At 34.0% G+C, this 21,851-nt stretch carries 19 protein-coding genes; 9 read left to right on the top strand and 10 right to left on the bottom strand.

Translation table 11 applies throughout. The features are described from left to right. Nucleotides 1–223 precede the first annotated feature (223 nt). From P8H68_RS14575 to P8H68_RS13805, 7 genes are all read right to left on the bottom strand, one after another. On the bottom strand, nt 224–385 hold the full coding sequence (locus P8H68_RS14575) for a T9SS type A sorting domain-containing protein (RefSeq protein ID WP_366144951.1): 162 nt from the start codon (nt 383–385) through the stop codon (nt 224–226). Between the two features lie 10 nt (nt 386–395). Continuing rightward, nucleotides 396–1,076 (bottom strand): hypothetical protein, encoded by a 681-nt coding sequence (locus P8H68_RS13830; RefSeq protein WP_300326446.1) that lies wholly within the window; start codon nt 1,074–1,076, stop codon nt 396–398. A gap of 239 nt (nt 1,077–1,315) precedes the next feature. Continuing rightward, entirely contained in the window at nt 1,316–2,746 is a 1,431-nt protein-coding gene (locus P8H68_RS13825; protein WP_300326443.1) for a sulfatase-like hydrolase/transferase, read from the bottom strand. 58 nt (nt 2,747–2,804) lie between these two features. After that, the gene (locus P8H68_RS13820; RefSeq protein WP_300326440.1) at nt 2,805–4,373 is read right to left on the bottom strand and encodes a sulfatase; all 1,569 of its coding nucleotides are present in this window, start codon (nt 4,371–4,373) and stop codon (nt 2,805–2,807) included. A gap of 238 nt (nt 4,374–4,611) precedes the next feature. After that, nucleotides 4,612–6,900: a T9SS type A sorting domain-containing protein gene (locus tag P8H68_RS13815; RefSeq protein ID WP_300326438.1), complete on the bottom strand. Its 2,289-nt coding sequence runs from the start codon at nt 6,898–6,900 to the stop codon at nt 4,612–4,614. 241 nt (nt 6,901–7,141) lie between these two features. Then, on the bottom strand, nt 7,142–8,065 hold the full coding sequence (locus P8H68_RS13810; protein ID WP_300326435.1) for a glycoside hydrolase family 16 protein: 924 nt from the start codon (nt 8,063–8,065) through the stop codon (nt 7,142–7,144). A 52-nt stretch (nt 8,066–8,117) separates the two neighbouring features. Further along, on the bottom strand, nt 8,118–9,791 hold the full coding sequence (locus tag P8H68_RS13805) for a right-handed parallel beta-helix repeat-containing protein (protein ID WP_300326432.1): 1,674 nt from the start codon (nt 9,789–9,791) through the stop codon (nt 8,118–8,120). Nucleotides 9,792–9,963: 172 nt separating this feature from the next. Between P8H68_RS13805 and P8H68_RS13800 the strand changes: the two genes are divergently transcribed. Beyond that, nucleotides 9,964–10,542, top strand: coding sequence for a Crp/Fnr family transcriptional regulator (locus tag P8H68_RS13800; RefSeq protein WP_300326429.1), 579 nt, complete (start codon nt 9,964–9,966; stop codon nt 10,540–10,542). Between the two features lie 37 nt (nt 10,543–10,579). On the opposite strand, the gene P8H68_RS13795 is transcribed toward P8H68_RS13800, so the two are convergent. Beyond that, a complete protein-coding gene (locus tag P8H68_RS13795) occupies nt 10,580–11,884 on the bottom strand; it encodes a leucine-rich repeat-containing protein kinase family protein (RefSeq protein WP_300326427.1) in 1,305 nt (434 codons plus the stop codon). A 274-nt stretch (nt 11,885–12,158) separates the two neighbouring features. Here P8H68_RS13795 and P8H68_RS13790 point away from each other — a divergent pair, with 274 nt between their 5' ends. The 8 genes from P8H68_RS13790 (at nt 12,159) to P8H68_RS13755 (ending at nt 17,897) form a co-directional block, all read left to right on the top strand. Next, the gene (locus tag P8H68_RS13790; protein ID WP_300326425.1) at nt 12,159–12,560 is read left to right on the top strand and encodes a hypothetical protein; all 402 of its coding nucleotides are present in this window, start codon (nt 12,159–12,161) and stop codon (nt 12,558–12,560) included. An 81-nt stretch (nt 12,561–12,641) separates the two neighbouring features. Continuing rightward, nucleotides 12,642–13,460 (top strand): alpha/beta hydrolase, encoded by an 819-nt coding sequence (locus P8H68_RS13785; RefSeq protein WP_300326423.1) that lies wholly within the window; start codon nt 12,642–12,644, stop codon nt 13,458–13,460. A gap of 98 nt (nt 13,461–13,558) precedes the next feature. Continuing rightward, complete coding sequence (locus P8H68_RS13780; RefSeq protein WP_300326420.1) at nt 13,559–13,762, top strand: (4Fe-4S)-binding protein; 204 nt, start codon at nt 13,559–13,561, stop codon at nt 13,760–13,762. Between the two features lies 1 nt (nt 13,763). Continuing rightward, nucleotides 13,764–14,099, top strand: coding sequence for a n-acetylglutamate synthase (locus tag P8H68_RS13775; protein WP_300326418.1), 336 nt, complete (start codon nt 13,764–13,766; stop codon nt 14,097–14,099). Nucleotides 14,100–14,113: 14 nt separating this feature from the next. Continuing rightward, a complete protein-coding gene (locus P8H68_RS13770; protein ID WP_300326415.1) occupies nt 14,114–15,190 on the top strand; it encodes a glycoside hydrolase family protein in 1,077 nt (358 codons plus the stop codon). A gap of 81 nt (nt 15,191–15,271) precedes the next feature. Next, complete coding sequence (locus tag P8H68_RS13765) at nt 15,272–16,033, top strand: hypothetical protein (RefSeq protein WP_300326413.1); 762 nt, start codon at nt 15,272–15,274, stop codon at nt 16,031–16,033. An 18-nt stretch (nt 16,034–16,051) separates the two neighbouring features. Further along, nucleotides 16,052–16,930 carry a helix-turn-helix domain-containing protein gene (locus P8H68_RS13760; protein ID WP_300326411.1) on the top strand — a complete coding sequence of 293 codons (879 nt, stop codon included), beginning with the start codon at nt 16,052–16,054 and terminating at the stop codon, nt 16,928–16,930. 91 nt (nt 16,931–17,021) lie between these two features. After that, on the top strand, nt 17,022–17,897 hold the full coding sequence (locus P8H68_RS13755; RefSeq protein WP_300326410.1) for a nuclear transport factor 2 family protein: 876 nt from the start codon (nt 17,022–17,024) through the stop codon (nt 17,895–17,897). Nucleotides 17,898–18,009: 112 nt separating this feature from the next. Here the strand turns inward: P8H68_RS13755 and P8H68_RS13750 are convergent, their stop codons facing one another. After that, complete coding sequence (locus P8H68_RS13750) at nt 18,010–20,598, bottom strand: family 78 glycoside hydrolase catalytic domain (protein WP_300326408.1); 2,589 nt, start codon at nt 20,596–20,598, stop codon at nt 18,010–18,012. Nucleotides 20,599–20,603: 5 nt separating this feature from the next. After that, on the bottom strand, nt 20,604–21,851 hold a 1,248-nt coding region (locus P8H68_RS13745; protein ID WP_300326406.1), incomplete at its 5' end, for a hypothetical protein.

Below are 21,851 nucleotides of genomic sequence, written 5' to 3'. Positions count from 1 at the left end.
GGGTTGAAAAAAAGAAGATGAAATTAAAAATCTGCTTCATGCAAGTTAGGACTAAAATATTTATAGGGTTTAAAATAATAAATATTTTTGTGAACCGAAGCTTGCAAATTACCCAAACTAGAGATTTTACTTTTTATTTTGGAATATTGATGAGTTTTCTGAATGTTTTTTTTAATGAAAACGCACCATTTTAGATGGTGCGCCTTAGTCAAATCAAACCTTATTATATTTTTACGATTTTAAAACATTCCATAGTATTGTTGCTTAAAGTAGTTTTAATGATATACATGCCACTAGCATAGGAACTCATATCATAATTGTTGTTACCGTTTGAAGTTAAACTTTCTCTAACCCCAGAGATAGAAATAATTTCTACCTTTTCAATAGGAATTTCACTAAAAAAAACTCACGAAGTTCTTTATGATATTTCCATCGATAGTTATATGTTTTCGTTGAATACTTTCTACCGAAGCCGAAGGTGTTTTGGTCACTGATAAATTATCAAATTCAAAAGAATTAGTACCAAATTGATATAGCCTAAGTTTAAAACTTGTACTTCCTATAGGAGCAGTAAAAACCATGGTAACTGTTGAGCTCGTATTGTTACCCATATTAACTTGATGGTTACTTTCTTTAACGGTACCCACAGAAGCTGTGGTTTGAACATCTGATGTGTCCAATTGATCATAAGTAGTGTTGTCTGTAGAGGTTGCCAGTCTACAGTTTATTTTACCGTTCGAAGCATTCAAATCATAAGATATGGTATAAGCATCTCCAGGGGTACATGAAAAAGCAGGTGAGTTAAAATAATGATTTTTAAGTCCGCTATTGGGGAAGTTTGCCGACGTTGCTGCTACTTTTGTTGTGTTGGCTCCAACAGCGATAACACTTGTTACAGTTCCATCAACATTCATGGTGATTTCATCTTCAAAACTTGGAGTTATGTCTACTGTGATATCATCACCTATTTCTATAGTTACATCTTCAAAATCTTGCAAATATGGAGTGGTTAAATCGATCTGTGCGCTAATCAAACTGCTAAAAATTAAAAAGGCATAAAGTAATGTTGTTTTCATAAAAAGTTGTTTTAATTGTGGTTAGTTTATTCGTCTAAAACTATTAAGAAACAACAATAATCTGTTGCAGATAATTAAATCTAGCTAGCATAAAATTTTATTTTCATAGCATAAAAATTCATGCTTTCTTGTATTGAATATGATTAAAAAAGGCTTTAGCGTTATTCTTGTTGTAAAGAATTGTGCTAAAGCCTTAAATGAATTGTTTAGGTAGTTTTAAGTAGCTGTATAAGAGGGTTTTAGTTTTTTTTGTTCTTTCGTTGTAGTTTTTTTTGCCATTCTTTTGTATGAATCAAACCTAGGAATATTGGATCAATTAAATGCGAATCCCATTCTTGGCTTAATTGAGACAAGCGTTCAACATCTTTAGGATGTTTATTGGCAATATTTTTTGTTTCCCCAATATCATCTTTCAAATTATAAAGCTCTTTTTTCGATGTTTTTCCATTGATTACTAGTTTTAGATTGTTATTTCTAATGGTATGGAATTTCCCGTCAAATTTTCTTAAATAAATATTTTCATGTGGTTTGCCTTTTTGTGTAGCATTTAAAAAAGGAATTAAATTGGTGCCGTCAAGTGGTTTCTTCTTTTTTATTGGAGCTTTTGAAAGTGCTGCAATTGTTGCATAAATATCCAAAGAAGACACCGGTTCATGATAGATGCCTGGCTGAATATTGCCTTTCCATTGAACCGCATAGGGAACTCTAAAACCTCCTTCGTAAACGGAACTTTTCATACCTCTTAGCGGGCCGTTATTCGAGCCGTTTTTTGTTTCAGGACCACCATTGTCAGATAGGAAAAAAACCAAAGTGTTTTCGTCAAGATTCAATTTCTCTAGTTGGTCCAGAACCATACCCACACCGTCATCTACAGCACTTACCATCGCTGCGTACGTTTTGCGTTTCCCTTGCAGGTTTGGAAATCTTTTCAAATATTTTTCTGAAGCCTGCAAGGGGGTGTGCGGTGCATTATACGATAAGTATAAGAAGAAAGGTTTCTTTTGACTGTTTTCTATAAATGAAACAGCTTCATCTGAAAATTCATCGGTCAAATATTTTTTTGTTTGAATAGGAGTATGGTTCTTTAAAATCCAAGTTTTATAACTTTGATTTTCATTTTCAGCCGAGTAACTATCTTGGATATTCAAACTTTCAGGGAAATAATTATGTCCACCCCCTAAGTGACCAAAAAAGAAATCAAATCCTCTGTTCAAAGGGTGATTGCTTATATCAGCACCTAAATGCCATTTACCAATAATTCCTGATGTGTAATTGACTTTTTTCAAGGTTTCAGCCAAGGTTGCTTCTGATTTTGGAAGTCCCATATTTGGGTCGTGAGGACGGTATTGGGGGTTTCGTTCAAAACCAAAACGTTGCTGATATCTCCCTGTAATAAATCCCGCTCTACTAGGTCCACAAACAGAATAGGTTGTATATCCATTAGTACAAACAACTCCGTTTTTTGCAATACGATCAATATTTGGAGTTGGGATATCAGTACATCCGTTAAAGCCCACATCAGCATATCCAAGATCATCTGCCATTATAACAATAATATTCGGTTTGGATTTTTTCGTGGGTGGGTCTTTGAATAAATTATTACTAAAGACTTGACTAGTAAAGGCAACCAGTAAAAAGGTTATTGTGATCTGCTTTATTGCTAAAATCATAGGTGTAGACTGAGATGTGTTATTTATTTTTGATGTAAAAATGAAACGGTGAGGTCTGTTATTTAAGAATAGCCAACATTTCTTTTTTAAGTTGTTTTTTTATTTTTTTATAGTTATTGTCTTCAGCAATATTTTTCCACTCATGCGGATCTTTGTTATGGTCGTATAATTCTTCTTTTCCATTTCGATATAAAATATAACGATATTGCGCTGTCCGATAAGAGTAGTTCTGTTCTAATTTAGGATACTTGTTTCCATAGTTACCAACAATAGTAAGTGCACCTTTTGGTCCTTTCCAACCTTTTGTGTTTTCTAATAAAGGCCTTAAAGTGTGTCCGCCTAGGTTTCCACCATTTTTGTTTTTTTTATGATCACCTTCAATAGCACAATAATCTATTAAAGTAGGAAAAAGGTCCACTAAGGATACTGGCTGTGCTACTTGCAAACCTGAATCGGAATTTGGAGTTTTAATAATTAATGGAACTCTTGCACTTTTTTCCCAAGGGGAGTTTTTAAACAGGTAATTTTTTTCTCCCATTTGCCACCCATGATCACTTGTAAAAACGACAATTGTATTATTGGCAAACTTACTTTTGTTAAGAGCCTCCATAACTTTTCCCACTTGCTCATCGACAAAAGTTACACATGCTAAATAGGCTTGTAAAAAAGTTTTTAAGGCTAGTTCTCTATCTCCATCATAAGATTCAACCAGCAATTTATAATATTTAGGACCTTTTAGTTTTTGACTGAAGTTTTCATCCCAGAAAGTATCCTGTTTGTCATTAGGAATCCAGTCATTCAGCTCAATTTTATCTAAAGGATACATATCAAAATACTTGTCTGGTGCATGTAGAGGAGTGTGAGGTCTTACAAACCCAATACCCATAAAGAAAGGTTGCTGTTTTTCTCGTTTCTCAAGTTGAGCAAAATTTTCTACTGCCCATTTTGCGTGTTTTTCATCTTGTAATAAATCTCTATCAGCATCATTGATATAACGCATAGGTTTCATGTCCCATCCCATTACCCAGCCTGGTTTTTTGTATTCTCCTAGGCTAATACCAGCATCAGATAAACGCCCATAAGAACCGTCAATTGGGCCAATTGAGTTGTAAGGAGCAGGTACAGATGGATTGGCACCATTTTTAGTGCCATTGTTATAAAAAGGACCATAATTATGTGCATGTTTCATTCCCCACTGCATCCAGTCTTTGGTTGGTTTACCATGTGTAAGTTTTCCTGACCCCAAAGTATAATATCCATTCTCTTTAAATAGCTGAATGATGGTTTTGTTGTTTTTTAGAACTTTTTGCTTCTGCATCGGCGTCCATCCGAAATCGCCTGAATCATGCGGGTAGACCCCTGTAAAAATACTATTTCTTGAGGGTTGACAAACCGGAGCATTGGATTGTGCATTTAGAAATTGAACACCAGAGGCTGCTAATTCATCAATATTTGGTGTTATTACTTGTTTGTGTCCCTTAAATACACCTTGATAATCATTAAGATCGTCGCACATGATAAATACCACATTTGGTGGTATTTTGTTTTGAGATATCGTTTTTGATACAAAAAGTGCACAGAAGATAACATTTAAAATTACTTTTGAAATGATAGTATTAGAATTCATAGGATTAGATTTGATGTAAGTCAAATGTAGTGTTAAGAAATTATTTTAAAAGGGTGAAATAGTTTGATTTTCATTAGAAATAGACCAAAATAGCTGTCTTTAGTTTGTGTGCTTAGAAAGCGTAGGTGGTGTTTTCTAAATCCAAATGTAAAAGTTAAAAAATAGTTTTGATCAAATAATTGCTATGATATGTAGCATAATTTCAGTTTTTTGTGGCACATTTTTTATGATTTTTGAATTATTTTTTTACAAATTGATATGGTTTCATTTCTTCAACTTTTAAAACATATAGACCGTTTTTCAGATTTGTTACATCTATTTCTTTTATTGTCATTCCTGCTAAAACCAATTTACCATTGATAGTATATATTTCATAACGTATTTCGGGAAGTGTTGATTCTATGATTAGGGTATCAATAACAGGGTTTGGAAATATTTTAATTTTTTGAGAATCCTGTCTAAGACTGCTCAAGTTTTCATAAGTCGTTTCGTGCGCTCCAATATCTGTAGGGGAATACGCACTTAGAAGCGTTTGCCAATAATCATAGCCTCCATTGTTTCCGATTTCTAATCCAGTATTTATGATAGGAGAGTTTTCTAGAATTTTATAATCGTCTGCACTAAAACCACCTTTGTTTGTTAATAAAGGATCTTGGTTGAAAATTTCGTTTTGAGCAGTGTTATTAAATTGTATTTCGTTTGCGATATTTGGATAACTACCACTTCCGTACCATAAATTGGTATCGAAAAGATTATCATATCCGGGTGTCTCATCTGTCCAATCTAAATCTTCTTCTTCAAAAAGAATGGTTCCATCAACATAAAAAATATTATTTTTTACGGTATTGTCATGTACAGATTCTCCAATAACAATTCTTGCAGTCATTCCAGATTTTACATAGATTGTATTGTTATAGACATGATTGTTGGAAGAACCTACTCTTGGTTCATCTTCAAAACCTGTAAAATCGGAAAACCAAATGGTTTTACCCCATTGGGTATTTCCATTGATTCCCTTAATGCGCCAACCATCGTTTATACTGACGTTGTATCTATAAATACAGTTTGTGTTGGCTCCCATATATTCAGCAAATCCACCTTCGTTGTCAAGACTTAAATTGTATTGCACGATGAGGTTGTCATTTTCAATGTCAATATGAGCTCCACAAGAATCTGCCTGACCTCTTGCATGAGAAAATTCATTATGTTCTAAAATCCCGTTTTTGCATCGAACCGACCAAAATCCACTACCACGTCCGTGTTGTCTTGCATCTAAAGTTGAATCTCCAGTATAGGTAATTAAATTGTTTGTGATGTTGAAATCTGATACGTTAAAATAGACAATTCCTGAGCCTCCAATATGATGCATATAATTATTTTGCACTACAACATTTTTATGATACATGTTGGCAGGAGGGTTTGCATCAGGATTCCATTTGTTAATGCTGATGCCAACATAACCAATATCTGTAATTTCACAGTTTTGTATTGTAATTCCATCATAATAATTAGAATTACCGGTGCCGTCAGATGTAACATAAATTCCGTACCCTTTATAGGAATCGGTATTCTCAGTTCCCGAAGCGTTGTTGGGATAAATATTCTGTATTTTTATACTGTCTAGTAGAATGTTTTTTTGGATTCCAGAATAACCAACATGTGTGTAAAATCCGTATCGTGCAGTTTCAGCTCCTGCTTCTGGGGTAGTTGTGTCTTCCAAGGCATCGTTTTTTAATATTAGGTTGTGGAATTCTAAATTTTCTTTACCTGAAGCATCTATGCACTTAGAATAATTTCTAGCATTAATAATCGGATGAACTCCCGTTCCGTATTTGTCAAAAATAATGGTGTTGTTTAATGCTCCATTTGAAGGAGGCACTAGTGAACCAAAATATTCTTGATTTGTTTTAAATAAAATTTGGTCTCCTGGTTCGAACGTACTGTTGTTGATTTTTGTTATGCTTTGCCATGCGAATTCTTCTGAATGACCATTGTTAGCATCGCTTCCATTTTCTGCATCAATATAATAGGTGGTAGTATTGGGAACAGCAATTTTTCTTAAGGAAAAATCATCAATATGTACTTCGCTTCCTTGGTAATATCTGTAGATCGAGAAATTTATATTTTCGAAGTTTTCCAAAACGGTGAATGTAATTTCTGAGGATGTCCATTCATTATCTTCGGGAGAACTGATAACAACCGCTCCATATTCATGGCTGTTGCTTTGTGCTTTGATGGTGTGGTTTCTTTGCCAGTTGGTACTTTGATTTGTGATTTTGGTTGCTACCGAAAAAGAATAAGTAGCTCCTACTTCTAAACTCAAATATCTAACGAATGAAATATTTTCCAGGTTATTGCTTGATGCATATCCATTGCTGGAGCTATTGCCAAGTGCGTTAGAAACAGTTGCGTTCCATGTAGCGTTTGCATTCCAGCTAGAATAAAGTGTAGGGGATAGGTTTAATAGATCTTGGTTTTGTGAATAATTTTCAAAGTTATCATAAAAGATTACTTCTTGGGAGTTCATGTAAAATGAAATTAATAAGATCTTAAGAAATAGGGTTGTTTTGTTTAAATGATTCATTTATATAGTGTTAGGTTGGTTTAGTTGACCAAATCTAATCATACAAAAAAGGAAGCATTGCTCGTAAATTACCTACTTGGTTCAAGTAATTACCATAAAGATATTATTTGAACCAAGGGTAACAGACTAAACATAAATCAAGGGGTAATATTGTTTATGGCATAAGGGGGCTAATTAGGTGAGACTAATTTTCTTCATATAATTCTAAAAAATCTAGTACGAGAGCGTTTGGAAATTGTGTGTTTCCTTCAGGAACCACTTCTAGCAGACCATTGTTGATAACCAAACACATTTGTTTGTCTGGCCAATCTTCTTTTGCAATGTCTTTTCCTTTGGTTTTGGTATGAACTTTTTCTCCATCAATAAACCAATTCATTTCTTTAGAAGTCCATTGAAAACCATAGATATGCCATTTTTCTGAAGCATTATAATCTGTATGGAAGTGTTGAATTGGGATGCTATGATCTTCCTTGTTACTCCAGTGTCCATAGATGTAACGCATATACATTTCATCTGTTTTTTTAGTATTGAAGAATTTCCCGAAGTATTCCCAGATGTCAATTTCTGGTGGCCAACTGCGTTTTGGAGAGTCGTCTATCAACCAAATCGCTGGCCATACTTTGTCTCCTTTAGGAAACTTGGCTTTGATTTTTAAATAAATACCATTTTCGGTTCCGTTGAAGTTTATCTTTTGCAATGAATTGATCCAGCCTGTTGAATAGCCAAAGTCTCTTGAAGGATCTGTCCCTTTTATAGTTTCTTTTTTGTTTTCTAAATGCAATGCTTCATTAGCGATAAAAGTATTGTTATCTAAAACATAACCAGCATAATTGTTGTTTAATAGGTGCTCTCCACCCGTTTCTTTGTTCCATATCATTTTAATGGACGGATCCATATCATGTGTAAGTCCTTTAGACCAGTTCGCGGTATCAAAAAAAGTGAAATCATCTTTTAGGATGATATTATAGTTTTTTGGAACAGCACTTTTTATCACTGTTTCAGACACAGGGATTTCTACGGCCGTAAATTCTTGCGTAGAAACCTGACAAGATACGTTTGTTGATACAAGAATTGAAAACAAACAAGTTTTTAAAATAATGTTTTTCATAGTAGTTTGTTTTAGTTTTATAATAGCTTTTGAACACATAAAAGATTGATAGTTATTTTGCATTGCAAGCGCCAATATTGGGTGTTTGTTTTTTGAAGTTTACAGGGTTGCCATAAAAATCGGTCTTAGGGTATGTACTAATATCTTTAAAAATTCCTTTTCCAGCTCCCTCAACTGGTGGTCCTAGTTTTGAAATTCCAGCATCAATTGCACTGCTGTTTGCTTTTAGAATAAAACCTTCTCTGGTATGAGATGTGGCATCCACAAAATTGGGGTTAGTAAATAAGGGAGCCTTGTCTAAATTTGTAAATCTTTTATTGATGCTACCATGATATAAATTGTTTGACACAAATAAATCTGTATTATTGGTGTCTATGTGAACTTGTTTGTTTCCAATGTTCGAGTTGTTTATGGCACAAAATATATTATTATAGATATAACTATTTTCTCCTTTAATATCTATGGATGTAGCATAGGGTTGATCAATATAAATGGTGTTGTTGTAGATGTAACTCTCTGTAGGGTAGTGTTTCCCTTTAGGAACAACATTGTTTAGCCAAATAGTATGATTGCTTGTTTTCCATTTGGGATTCGCACGCCAACCGTCATTGATACTTACGTTAAATCTGTAAACGGAGTTTTTATTTCCTCCTAAGATTTCTACAAATCCTCCTTCGCAATCTTCCATATAATTGTATTGAATGAAGGTATTTACATTGTTGTGATCGACATGAATTCCATGTGAATCTAAATATCCTCGGATATGTAAACAATCATTATATTGAATTACGGTGTTGTAACAAGTCCATGTCCAAACAGCACTTCCTCGATTCGCCATCCTTGGGTCTGAATTATCACCTGGCCTGTCAAAAATGTTTTTTTCAATCAAGCAATTATATGTTCTAATGGGAAGAATACAAGTTCCTCCTGTTTTGTGAAATTTATTGTTTCTTAAAACAATGTCAGAATTGCAATTCTGTTTTTTTGAAGTATGAGATTTTGCTCCCCCTCCATGTTTTATATGAACTCCGAGCCTTTGAATATCGGTGAAATAACAATCTTCTATAAGTACACCTTGAATATTTTTAATATTGTTTTTGGTGTTGAAACTAGAGAAAAAACGAATTCCCGCAACTTCCAAACCGTTAAAAGCTTGTTCTCCTTTTTCTTTTAATATAGGTTTTGGTGCATATACATTTTTAACAGTTATTTTTTTAAATGAGTAATCTTTAAGTGTTCTATTCCCATCGTTTAAAACATAGATACCAAAAGCATCTTGATCTCTTACTCCTGTTCTCGGGGAAAGGCGGTTGTTTTGAATCTCTAAGTCAAAAAAATGAATATGCTCCTGATTGTGCACTAATATAGCTTCCTGGTAGTCACCACCCTGCTGAGGACCTACTTGTCCAGAGAATATTGGCTGTGCACCAATTCCATAAGAGGTGATAACAATAGGTTTTTTAGCAGATCCGGAACCATTGATGTTAAAGTGACCAACAAATACATCCCCTTTTTTGAATAATATTTTATCTCCTGGATTGAGTTGTGCTTTAGAAATTTTTTGCAAAGATTTCCAAGGAGCATTTTCAGTTCCTTTATTTTTATCATTACCGTTGGTAGAACTTACATAATAATTCTTTTGCGCGCTAAGAGCCGCTGTCATTAGTAAAATAAAAGTATATGTTAAAAATGAATGGTGTTTTATTTTTGTCTTCTGTGATTTCATAAAAAATTACTTTATAGAATGTAATATTACGAAGTTATTACGGTTGATAATTTGCTCTCATTATCATGTAACTATTAGTAATTACCAAGAAAAATGATAAACAGCGCTGAATTAATAGCAAGTTTCCATCAAAAAAATATATTTTTATCGAGGTATTTATAGAATAATCTCAATGACACACGATTTACTAAAAGAAAATATTTCAAAGAATCTCCTGTTAACAAAAGAGGAACTCGATCAGTTTTCTGCTGTGTTTAGCAGTAGGAAGATTTGCAAAAAGGAATATTTATTAAAACAAGGTGAGGTTTTTAAATATGAAGGTTTTGTGGTAGACGGTTGTTTTAGAGTTTTTTCCATAGATGCAAAAGGCAATGAAAATACCCTTTATTTTGCTGCTAGTGACTGGTGGCTTATGGATATTGATAGTTTTTTAAATCAAACACCTTCAGAATTAAATATTCAGGCTTTGGAAGACAGTACTGTTTTATTGATCAAAAGAAGCGATAAATTAGAAATGTATCAGAAATTGCCAGTGATAGAAAAACTTTTTAGAATCATGTCTCAAAAAGCATTAGTGGCTTGGCAAAGACGCCTGATTCATAGTAATTCTTTGACGGCAAAAGAACGTTATTCAAAATTTATAAGTACCTACCCGACAATTTGTTCTAAAATTTCAGACCGACATATTGCAAGTTATTTAGGAATTACTCATGAGTTTCTGAGTAAACTTAAAAAACAACTTATCAAGTAGACTAATTTTTTTGAGCTATTTCTCTTGTCACTTTTAACTAGAACAGGGGGTTTAATATTTGTGAAATTTCAATAAAATCTGGACGAAGATTTACGATCGGGTTTTTGCAAGCTTTGATTGTTTTCTCGATAGAATTGATAAAATCAGAATTACCTTTTCTGTCGGTAATCAATCCTAAAATATCTTCTAGAAAACATGCATAAGCTCTCACTTCTAATTTTTCTATACTTTTCGAATGAGTGGCAGTTTTGTCATAAAAAGAGGCAGCTCCAAAATCGCTGAAAACACATTTGCCTTCTGATCCGATTAAAATATTGTGTGCGTATAAATCACCATGATTGATGCCTTGAAGATGTAAATGTGCAGCAACGGAAGCAATACTTTTTGCTAAATTCAATATTTCGGTAGCAGATAGAGTTGCGTTATTGTCAAAAGTATCTCGTGTACAAGAATCTAAACTCGGTGGGTTTCCTAAGTTTTTATATTCCGGAGAAATAAGCTGTAAAATAAGTCCACTTCTTTGCTCAGGGTGATTTTTTATTTTTCCAAGAACTGGGATTAAGTTTTTGTGATTTCCTGCCGCCATCGATACTTGCATTTCATCATCTGGCAAACCATCGCTGGTAACAGATCCTCTAAAAATTTTCAAAGCTACAGGCTTGTTTTCTGATGCCCAAACCGCTTTGGAAATAATTCCCGACGCCCCTTCTCCTAAAATTTCTTTGACGTCAAAATCCTCATAATTGTATTCCGCCAACCTGTTGCTATGATTCACATTTAACGGGATGTTATTTCCACCAAAAGCTAGCCAAGATAATTTTGGCATTTCTAAAAGCCAATCAGGAATTGAGGTTAATTTGTTAGCTGCAACTCGCAATAGTTCTAAATGAGTGCATTTTTGTAATTCTATTGGCAACTCACTTAACTGATTTCCGGCAATTAAAAATTTTTGTAAAAGTTGGCAATCACCAATGCTTTTTGGTAGGACTTTGATTTGATTATCGGTTAAGATCAACCAATTCATGAATTTTGGGAAGGCATTTTCTGGTACCGTTTCAATTTGATTTGATTTAAAGCCAATCATCTTTAATGACTTACAAGATGCCAATACTTTTGGGAAAACAGTAAATTTATTTCTAGCGAAAAAAATAATCTTTAAATGTTTCAACTGACTTAAATTTTCTGGTAATTCGGATAAGTTATTATCAGATAAATCTAATACTTCTAAAGTATCAGCTAATGAAAAAATTTCATTTGGAAAGTTTTCAAGTCCGCAAGCCAACTTTAAAGTTTTGGCTCCTAATAATTTCCCTTGTTTTAAATCTTGTAACGTTGGTGTCATGCAAATAATTTATGACGCAAATGTATATTTTTCCTAAGGATTTTCAATCGTTCATAGAATTAATTACTACATTTAAAAACTTAAAAATTCTTGTTTCTCTTGTGAAAACTATGACTCCATCCATTGAAAATAATTTACAGAAATTTATTCCTTTAGAAAGCGCGGACTTAAATTTGTTTTTGTCAAAATGCGACCTAAAAGTTTATGCAAAGAATGATTGCTTTATTCAAAAAGGCAAAAAGTGTGATTATTTAGGGTTTATAGTAAAGGGGCTTTGGTCTGTGTGTATGATAAAGATGGTGATGAGGTAATTGATGAGTTTTCTTTGGAAAATGAATTTATTGCCGATTATAAAAACTTTATAGATGTAACGAATGCCGAGAAAGATGTTCGTTGCATAGAGCATTCAGAAATACTTGTCATTCAAAGAGAGGATCTTTACGAGTTATATGAAAAGCATCATAACTTTGAACGAGTAGGACGTTTGATTGCAGAATCCTTGTTTAAAAATTGGCAAGAAAAATCTATCTCTTTAGTTATGGATGACGCTAAAAAAAGATATGAAAAATTGATCAACATGAGGCCTTCATTAGTACAAAGAGTGCCTCAGTATTTGATTGCATCTTATTTAGGAATTACACCTCAATCTTTGAGTAGAATCAGGAAAGAAAAATAAATCCATTTGTTACCATAGGATAACCACCGTAGCTTTAGTTACATGCTACTTTTGTTTCATAACTATTTAAATAAAATAAACATGAAAAAAAGTGTATGTCTGATTATAGCTGTCTTATTTGGAATTATAGCGCAATCTCAAAATCATATGAATAAAAGCAAAAACGTTGTTTTTATTCATGGAGCTTGGTCAACTGGTGAGGTTTGGTCTCCATTTCAATCTTATTTTTTATCAAAAGGATTTGACGTAAATACTCCTACGTTGATAGGTCATTCCCCAAATTCAAAAAATGAATTGAATGGGTTAAGCATGGAAAATTATGTGGTTCAACTTAGAGAACTTATTCAACAAATGAACTCCAAACCTGTATTGGTAGCTCATTCTATGGGAAGTATTATTGCGCAACGTTTGGCAATGGAGAGGCTTGCATCAAAACTGGTGCTTATAGCACCTCCGGTAAATTATGGGATGATGCCTCCTTCTCAAAGTATTCAAACAGTTAAATGGGTTAACGGTATCGATCATTTGAAAGAGAATACGGGTAAACCTTCTTTTGATATCGCAGTAGAGGGGATGTTGTTCAATTTATCAGATAAAAAACAAAAAGAGGTTTATGGTAATATGGTGGATGAATCTGGTCTTGTATTGAAAGAGATGATCTGGATAAAAAATGTTTTTGGCTACAAACCAAACAAAATAAAATATTCAGAAATTAAGATTCCAGTACTTATTGTGTCAGGTGGGAGAGATAAAGCTTCGCCTGTTAAAATTGGAGAAAAATTAGTAAAAAAGTACAATGGAAATGCTGAGTTAAAAGTTTTTAAAGAGAATGCTCATTGGATGCTAGAGGAAAATAATTGGAGAGAAATTGCTCTGAGTATCGTAAATTGGATAGAGTAAAGTGCAAAAGATCTGTATTCTTAATTAGAATACAGATCTTCTTTTATTTAATAAATAATAACTGTAACTTACTTGAATCCAATTAAAACTTATGTACTATGAAATCTAAAGAATATAGTAACGGAGAAATTACAGTTGTATGGCAACCAGAAAAATGTATTCATGCTGGGGTTTGTGTGAAAACCTTACCTGAAGTTTATAAGCCTAATGAAGTGCCTTGGGTGAAAATTAACAATGCCACTTCAGATCAATTAAAACATCAAGTAAATCTGTGCCCTTCAGGAGCCTTGTCGATAAAATAAAATGAATTACAACGATAAAAAGTTTAAAGCTGTTGAAAATTCACAACATGGAGAAACTTCTGAAAAAACAGTTTTTCACTACAAACAAATCGGAACTTTTTTAACGGCTACCTATACTGGAGGTGTTATAGTAAAGGGACAAATATTGGGTTCAGTGGCAAAAGATGGGTCCATAAAAATGTGTTACCATCAAATAAATTCAGTTGGTGAATTAAGATCAGGAATTTGTGAGTCGAAACCAGAAATTCTTTCTAACGGCAAAATTCGTTTGCATGAATCTTGGCAATGGACTACAGGGGGGGGTGAAAAAGGTACTTCAATCGTTGAAGAGCTATAAATTAAATAAATCTTATGAATAAATTACTAATATTGGTGCTGGTGTTTGCAAGTTGTGCTACCCAAACTCAAAAATCTACGGACGATTTAAATTTGGCCTCTAAGCTGCAAGAAGTTTCAGAGATAAATATATTAAGAGATAAAAACTATCATAATTGGGGATCTTCCATCGTAAAGGCGGAGGATGGAAAATATCATATGTTTTATGCTCAAATGTCTAAAGAACTTGGATTTAGTACTTGGTTGACAGATGGAATTGTTTCTCATGCGGTGTCAGATCATCCGGCAGGACCCTATGTTTTCAAGGAAGTTGTTTTGAAAGGTAGAGGAAAAGGGTACTGGGATGCCCACACGGCACACAATCCTAGAATTAAATATTTTGAGGGAAAATATTATTTATACTATATGTCAACGAACGTCGGCGATAAGGAATTGACTGTAGAGGAATTCGCTCAGGCACGAAAAAGTGGAATTTCAAATAAATATCGTGCTTTGGTAAGAGAGAACCAAAGAATTGGTGTTGCTGTTTCTAATAGCATTAATGGACCTTGGGAAAGACTTGATGTTCCTATTGTTCTTCCTTCAGGACCGATTGCGCAAATCACTTGTAATCCAGCCTTGACGGAAAGACCAGAAGGGGGGTATATTATGATTTTAAGAGGAGACAAACCAAATGTAAAATATGCAAATGGTTCTTCTCCAACTCAGTCTGAATTGATAAGAAGCCAGGCTATTGCTTTATCAGAAAGTCCTGTAGGTCCTTGGGAGATACAACCCAAAGCTGCTGTGGGAAATTTAAACTCTGAAGATCCAGCAATTTGGTATGATCAAAAGAGAAAAAGATATTATGGAATTTATCATGCTTTTGGATATATGGGAATGATAACCTCTACGGATGGTATCAATTGGGAAAAAGCAAAGCACTATAAAGTATTGGATAAAGCGATTAAAAAATCAGATGGGACAGAAGTCTCTGTGCATCGATTGGAACGACCTTATGTATATGTTGAAAATGGGGAAGCTTTGGTATTGACGGTAGCTGCTTTGGATATGGATGGAAATGCATATTCTTTATGCATTCCCTTAAAATGATACCGATTGATAGTTTGAAATTTGAATAGTTAATCTTAGTTTAGCCTAGTAGAAATTCAATAAAGAATAAAATATTTTAGCATGACTTTTAAAAAGTTTTTTCTCAGTTTATCGGTGGTACTTTTAGTGGTTTTAAGCAGTGTGTCTGTGCAGGCTCAAGAAAAAAATGAAACGGATGTGGTCAGTATCCCTGAGCCATTAATGTTTGATTTGGTTCGTGGTTTAGGCGCTAAGAAAGGGGAATTAGAGATAAATGCATTGGCGGACTTTCCTATAAATGATGGAGCCAATAGAGGAGTGGATTGGGCACCAGAAATTGAATATGCACTATTTGATAATTTTGCGGTGGAATTGGAATTTCCCATGAATGATTTTGAATTGGAAGCCTATAAAATGGCAATACAATGGACTATGGGGAGTTCAAAAAACAACAAGTTTATCCATGGGATTCAGGTAATAGGAGAATCCTATACACATATAAATTTATTGGAGTTGAATTTTTTATATGTACCAGCATATAGGTTTAATGAAGTTTGGAGTGCCATTGGTTTGTTTGGAGTGATGCTTGAGTCTGGTAACGATGCTGCAGAAAAGAATTATACCATTTTGTTAAATGCTTCTGTCTTTGCGGATATTAATGAGCGTACTGTAGTTGGTTTAGAAATAAATAACTCTGATCCAACATTTCAAGGTTTGGATGATAATGAAATGGAATTATTGATATTGCCTCAAGTTCATTTTGAATTTGAAAAAGGATATTCCTTACAACTTGGTTTCGGAACAAAATTTTATGATAGTGAGGCAGATGTGTCTGGGGTGGCTAGAATAATTAAAACTTTCTAATGCACTAATCGATTTTGTATGATAGAGGAAATTCCACACATAGTTTTCAATCCAGGTTCGGAAGAAAATTTTGGTTTTGAAATTGTCCCTATTGAAAACATTGCTTCTAAAAAAGAAGCACAGGGACATAACCCCGAAAAACCGCATCAGTTAAAATTTTACAACTTTATTTTTTACACCAGTGGAAGAGGACGACACTATGTAGATTTTAAATGGTACCCTGTAGAAAAAAACACCTTGGTGTATCTTACAAAGGATCAAATCAATGCCTTTGAGTTTTCTAATGAGTTGAAAGGGTATTGCTTGATATTTACGGAAGCTTATTTTGTCAGCTGCTTTCCGAATATTACAGAAGATTTTGTTTTTCGTTTGTTCAATTCTCAGTTATTCTCGCCAATTTTAAAGATACCCGATAATTCGGAATTTGAAATGTACTTTAGACTTTTACAGTCTGAGTATGGTAAAGAGAACTCCTTTAATCAGAGAAATGTTGTCAATTCCCTTTTTATCATTTTATTGTCAAAAGCTGAAAGCATTAGGAAAACGAGAAGTTCGGACATAAAGGATACCTCAAAAACACGCTGCTTTCATCGGTTTACGCTATTGATTGAAAAGCATTATAAAAAAACAAGATCAGCTTCTTTTTATGCCAAAGAATTGGCCATTACTTATAAACATCTCAATAGCATTTGCAAGGATCTTGCTCACAAAACCGCTAAAAATGTGATTGATGATTTTGTGATACTTCAGGCAAAACGAAGACTGATCAATGCAAGGATAAAAAGTACAGATTTAGCCTATGAGCTAGGTTTTGAAGATCCTACAAACTTTACCAAGTATTTTAAAAAAAATACGAGTTTCACCCCAAATTCATTTATAAAGTCATTAGAAAAATAAATAAGGTTCGACTTTTACCATTTTTATCCTGAATTGTATCTTCCTATATGTGGACTGTTGACGCATCTTTGTAGTATAAAAATCTACACATATGAAACGTTTATTTACCACAGCAGCAGTCGCATTATCAATCATAGCATGCAGTACTGCAAAAAAAGAAGTAACTATTAAAAGCAATCAAAAAAAGGAAACTAAAATGGAATTATCAAACAAAGAAAAAGCAGCAGCACTAATCACAAGTTTAGAAACGGGAGATCAATCAACAATTGCCTATATCAATCCAGAGAAATACATTCAACATAACCTTATGGTTGGTGATGGACTAAAAGGTTTTGGTGAGGTGTTACATCATGCTCCAGAAGGAGGTTTTAAAGCGGAAGTGATTCGCTCTTTTCAAGATGGAGACTATACTTTTTCTCAAACAAAGTATGACTTCTTCGGCCCAAAAATTGGATTTGATGTATTTCGTTTTGAAAATGGTTTGATTGTGGAACACTGGGATAATTTAATTGCTATCCAGCCAAATAATCCTAGTGGTAGAAGTCAAATAGATGGTGCTACAGAAATCACAGACTTGGATAAAACAGAAAGTAATAGAAAAGTTGTAGAGAATTTTATCGATTCAATTTTGTTCAAGCATCAATCCAATTATACAGATTATATCAATCCGAAAAAATATGTACAGCACAATCCAGCAGTTGCTGATGGATTAGAAGGTTTTGGAGCTGCGATGCAATATTTTGCTGAAAATGGATTGGTTATGGAATATGAAAAAACACATAAAGTTTTGGCGGAAGGAAATTTTGTATTGAGTATTAGTGAAGGGAAATTTGGCAAAGGAGAAGCTACTTCGTTTTACGATCTATTTAGGTTGGAAGATGGATTGATAGTTGAGCATTGGGATGTTATAGAAGCTATTTTACCAGTGTCGGAGCATAAAAACACAAACGGTAAATTTAATTTTTAATATTTTTCTAAATTACCATGATAGAAAAAGATGAAAAGGTTCGAGGTTTTATTTTTCGAACCTTTTATTTCTTTCGATAAAAATCACTAAGCAAATAAAACTGAGCGTTTACTTAATACTCTATGATGTGAGTTCCTGTTTTTAAAGTAGGATTCTCTTTTCCTTTATAGCTAATTCCATTGAGGGAAATGGCATTGGATTGAAGACTGCTTAGCTCTAGTTTTATCTTTGTGTTTTCGGGAATATTAAGATGAATACTGTGATTCTTTTTGAATTTCCATTCTACGTGACAAATACCATTTGGCGTTGGGAAAGATGATTTAACATCAGAAAAAATCGCCTTTGGTTTGGAAAGTTTTAGTTGTTTCATACCTGGAGATATTACTTCAATGCCTAAAACATATTTAACAAATAAATCAGGAGGAAAAGCGCTTTCTGTTTGTGCATCACTTCGTGTTCTTCCTCCAATTAACTTCCCTGTCCTACCGCTACCGTCGAGCCACCATTCTTCCCACAGTGTCTGATTGGTGTCCTTATGCAGCATTTTGGAGAATCGATTGTTGAATAGCAGTAACGATTCTTTAGCGTAGCCATTTTCGGCCAATCCTATGTGAAGGAAATATGACATTGCTGGACTTACCATGGTCATCCCATTTGCTCGTTTTATATAATTATTAGCATCTTCAGTCAACAAGGTTGTTGCTACTCTTTTAGCTTGTTGTTTTGTAGTAATACCTGAAGCCAAAGCCATGGCATTAGCGTGCTCACTAAATTTGGAAGATTGCACGCCATTGGCAATGGCATCTACAAACAATCCGTTTTCTTCATTCCAAAAATTGGTAGCTAAAGATTGTTTTAGTTTTCTAGAGCGTTCTTGGAATTTCGTTTGCTCTTCGTCCTCCAAGAATTGAAGTGCTTTAGTAAAGTCTTGCAAAGCACCTAAATAATGTCCATTCAAACATAGATTTGCGCCTGTTCGGTCATTGAGAGTATGATCAAGCCAATAGGCATAAGGTGGGTTGTAAATCAAGCCCCTTTGATCTGTGAAGCTATGCAGTAAGTTCATCATTTTTTTTGCGGAGGGAAGCAATTCTTTGACTGTTACATAATCTCCAGAGTAAAGCAGGTAGTTGTAAAAACTACGTATCCATAAACAATTAGAGTCTAAGATAACCATATAATCCTCTTGTGCTAAAGGGGCATAAGCAGGCATGATACCATTGGCCATTTGTTCTTGTGCCACTTGAATTAAATAGCGTCTTTGCAAGGCAGTATCACCAAAAGTCCAATAATTACCCATAGCAGCATAATAACCAGTTTGAGCGTATTGTCTTCTTTCTCGGTAATTATCTGTAAGCGCATCGGTAGTGGTAACATCAATTGTTTTTACAGAAGCCTTCCAAAATCTCTGTATCCAAGGTTCTTTATCAACTTCGATATTTCCTTTGTTTTCAAAGGGGTATTTTATCTGATGAATTCCCAAAAAATCTATGCTAACAGGTTTGTCATTTCCTTTAACAGTTAACGCAAGATAACGGGTCGGTTTAAAATACATACTTTGCCATGTATCCTTGGTGCCAGAAAGTGTTAGTCTATCCAAATATTCAGAATCTACTCTTTTTTGAGAAAAAGTTCCATCTACAATAAAGGGAGCTGACAATATTTGTACTTCCGTTCCTAAGGCACCTTGAATCTTTAATTTTGGCATTCCGTTGATGATTTTGCCAAAATCAAATAATAATACGGTGCTTTCAGAAGAAGAACGAGCAGGGATTACAATGGGTTGATTTTTTTTATTGTATGGTTTTAATTGCTTTTTGAAAAACCTATCAACAGTATTGGTTAGTTTCAGTTTGTTGTTAGCAAGAGGAGAGTTTGATGAGTTTTCAAAAGTGATTGCTTCGATAAGTTCAGAAGCTTTGAGATCTTTTTCAATCAGGTATGGGATGTCTCTTTGAACAAGGTTTGTCCATGGAGTGGTGATGGCATAGGCAACTTCATCTTTTTTAGGGGAAGGCCATCCCGAGTTGCGAAGCAAAGGATGTGCTGCTAGCCATTTACTATCATCAAAATCTGTTTGGTTCCAATTTTCAATTTTATGTATGAAATTGATATTGTCATTAACAATCATTTGGAATCTACTTATCGAAGGAGAGTCTTGATCCCATGATGGGTCTATTGTAACTTTCCAACTGGCATCAGTATGTATGATTATTGTTTCGTTCGAATATATTTGAGCAATCAAACCGGGTCTGCCATCATGATTGTATGATTTTTTTTTATCCTGATGATGAACTTTTACAGAGATATTATTCGCTCCTGTTTTAAGAACAGATGTGATATCCAAGAGATCATATGATTGATGATGAGGGGCACTTCTTGCAGGCCCTTGACAAATTGCTTTTCCATTGATAAATAATTCGTATTTAGAAGAAGCAGAAATGGCTAGATGCGTTTTTTCAAGAACTTTTTCTAAATAAAAATTTTTACGTGCGAAGAGCAAGTTAGAATTGCTGTTTTTTGGAAGCCAAATCCATTGGCCTAAAGATAGATGTTGTTGCCAACGAGTTGTATTGTGAGGATCCCATTTTCCAATGACGCCATTGTTTAAAAGATTTTCTTGGCTATATAGATTACTTAAAAAACTGATAACAACAAGAGTTGTTATCAGTTTTCTTAAATAGTTTTTATGATATTTCATAGTTCTTATTTTGCAGCAAATTGAATCATGTTATACAATAATTTATCGGCAACAGGATCTTTTCCTAAATTTTCGATAATTAGCATCGTAGATAAAAGCATTTTCCCTTCTCCTAACTTCGTTTCCAGAATATCTGCTGCCCACCACACTTCTCCGGTTCCATTGTAGTGTCTTACCATTATGTCATTATTAGGGAAATGATCGTATCCTATCATTCCTGCGATATATGTTCCTTCTTGTTTAGACATTGAGGTAACAGGGTGTACGTTTTCATAGGGACCATGCATGATTTGTTTGGTCGGTAAATCTTTAAATATAGGGTGTTTGGTTACTATATGTGATTTTGGAGCCCAGCCACCTCTTGTGGCCCATTTTCCTTGCATTTGAGCTTGTAAAGGTAATTTGTTAGCACTAACTTCCTTAAGCTTTCTATCAAATCCAGGGATGTTTTCACCCAGTACTTCTAGAAAAACGGCATAGCCACCTTCTGATACAAAATTCTTAACCTGATCCACCAACTGTACGTATTCTTTATTTTTCTTTTTTGCTTTACCAACAAATACAGGGATGCTTTTATCTTGGTTTTTAGTAAATTCAACTATATTCACATCTTTGCCTTTTAGAAACTTTTTAAGACTTCCTTCTAGATCAAGTACAGAAATTGTTTGTGTAGGGGTGTTCAATTGTTTTGTTGTGAAAACATCAAAAGATTGATAGTTCTCTGAGATAGTTTTTCCCTTTTTATTTTTAACGGTCACTTGAACGGTATAACTACCTTTCATTTTAGTAGTATTCAGCTGAGTAGTGTATAGCTCCGAAATTCCATATGAAAAGTCCTTGGAAATAGCTTTTTTGAAAACTTGTTTCCCTCTTTTTGTTTTGATAGAAATGTCAATAGATACTTTTTCAGAATCCAATTCACTAACTCCATGAACTTCTAATTTAGCACCTTTATTGGAATATACATTTCTGGGTAATATTCTAATAGGTGTGGTTTGTGGTTGGTTTGCTTCTTTGGTCATGTCATATACCAATGTTTTCGGATTTCTCCATAAGTCTAGTAAACCGGCTCCTAGTACCCAGTCTCCACCTACCAAAGCGTGGACGCAATATCCTTTTATCATCGGGTTTAGTTTAGACGCTTCAAGCATTCTTTTGTTGGCTATACCATGCATTTTTTGTTGTTCTAGATAAAAATCTTCTACTTTAGGATAAATTTTATCGAAACCAACTTTAGCCAAAACGTTTTGCGT

The organism is Flavicella sp., from assembly GCF_029238425.1.
Lineage (GTDB): Bacteria > Bacteroidota > Bacteroidia > Flavobacteriales > Flavobacteriaceae > Flavicella.
The sequence above is the reverse complement of the archived record's forward strand: the minus strand, read 5'-3'. Positions and strand labels throughout refer to the sequence as shown.

What these genes read in the sequence shown, in the direction of transcription:
- P8H68_RS13820 (WP_300326440.1), bottom strand. Translation starts at nt 4,373, where the DNA reads ATGAATTCTAATACTATCATTTCAAAAGTAATTTTAAATGTTATCTTC.
- P8H68_RS13805 (WP_300326432.1), bottom strand. Translation starts at nt 9,791, where the DNA reads ATGAAATCACAGAAGACAAAAATAAAACACCATTCATTTTTAACATAT.
- P8H68_RS13825 (WP_300326443.1), bottom strand. Translation starts at nt 2,746, where the DNA reads ATGATTTTAGCAATAAAGCAGATCACAATAACCTTTTTACTGGTTGCC.
- P8H68_RS13775 (WP_300326418.1), top strand. Translation starts at nt 13,764, where the DNA reads ATGAATTACAACGATAAAAAGTTTAAAGCTGTTGAAAATTCACAACAT.
- P8H68_RS13810 (WP_300326435.1), bottom strand. Translation starts at nt 8,065, where the DNA reads ATGAAAAACATTATTTTAAAAACTTGTTTGTTTTCAATTCTTGTATCA.
- P8H68_RS13760 (WP_300326411.1), top strand. Translation starts at nt 16,052, where the DNA reads ATGATAGAGGAAATTCCACACATAGTTTTCAATCCAGGTTCGGAAGAA.
- P8H68_RS13765 (WP_300326413.1), top strand. Translation starts at nt 15,272, where the DNA reads ATGACTTTTAAAAAGTTTTTTCTCAGTTTATCGGTGGTACTTTTAGTG.
- P8H68_RS13755 (WP_300326410.1), top strand. Translation starts at nt 17,022, where the DNA reads ATGAAACGTTTATTTACCACAGCAGCAGTCGCATTATCAATCATAGCA.
- P8H68_RS13830 (WP_300326446.1), bottom strand. Translation starts at nt 1,076, where the DNA reads ATGAAAACAACATTACTTTATGCCTTTTTAATTTTTAGCAGTTTGATT.
- P8H68_RS13770 (WP_300326415.1), top strand. Translation starts at nt 14,114, where the DNA reads ATGAATAAATTACTAATATTGGTGCTGGTGTTTGCAAGTTGTGCTACC.
- P8H68_RS13785 (WP_300326423.1), top strand. Translation starts at nt 12,642, where the DNA reads ATGAAAAAAAGTGTATGTCTGATTATAGCTGTCTTATTTGGAATTATA.
- P8H68_RS13795 (WP_300326427.1), bottom strand. Translation starts at nt 11,884, where the DNA reads ATGACACCAACGTTACAAGATTTAAAACAAGGGAAATTATTAGGAGCC.
- P8H68_RS13780 (WP_300326420.1), top strand. Translation starts at nt 13,559, where the DNA reads ATGAAATCTAAAGAATATAGTAACGGAGAAATTACAGTTGTATGGCAA.
- P8H68_RS13815 (WP_300326438.1), bottom strand. Translation starts at nt 6,900, where the DNA reads ATGAACTCCCAAGAAGTAATCTTTTATGATAACTTTGAAAATTATTCA.
- P8H68_RS13750 (WP_300326408.1), bottom strand. Translation starts at nt 20,598, where the DNA reads ATGAAATATCATAAAAACTATTTAAGAAAACTGATAACAACTCTTGTT.
- P8H68_RS13800 (WP_300326429.1), top strand. Translation starts at nt 9,964, where the DNA reads ATGACACACGATTTACTAAAAGAAAATATTTCAAAGAATCTCCTGTTA.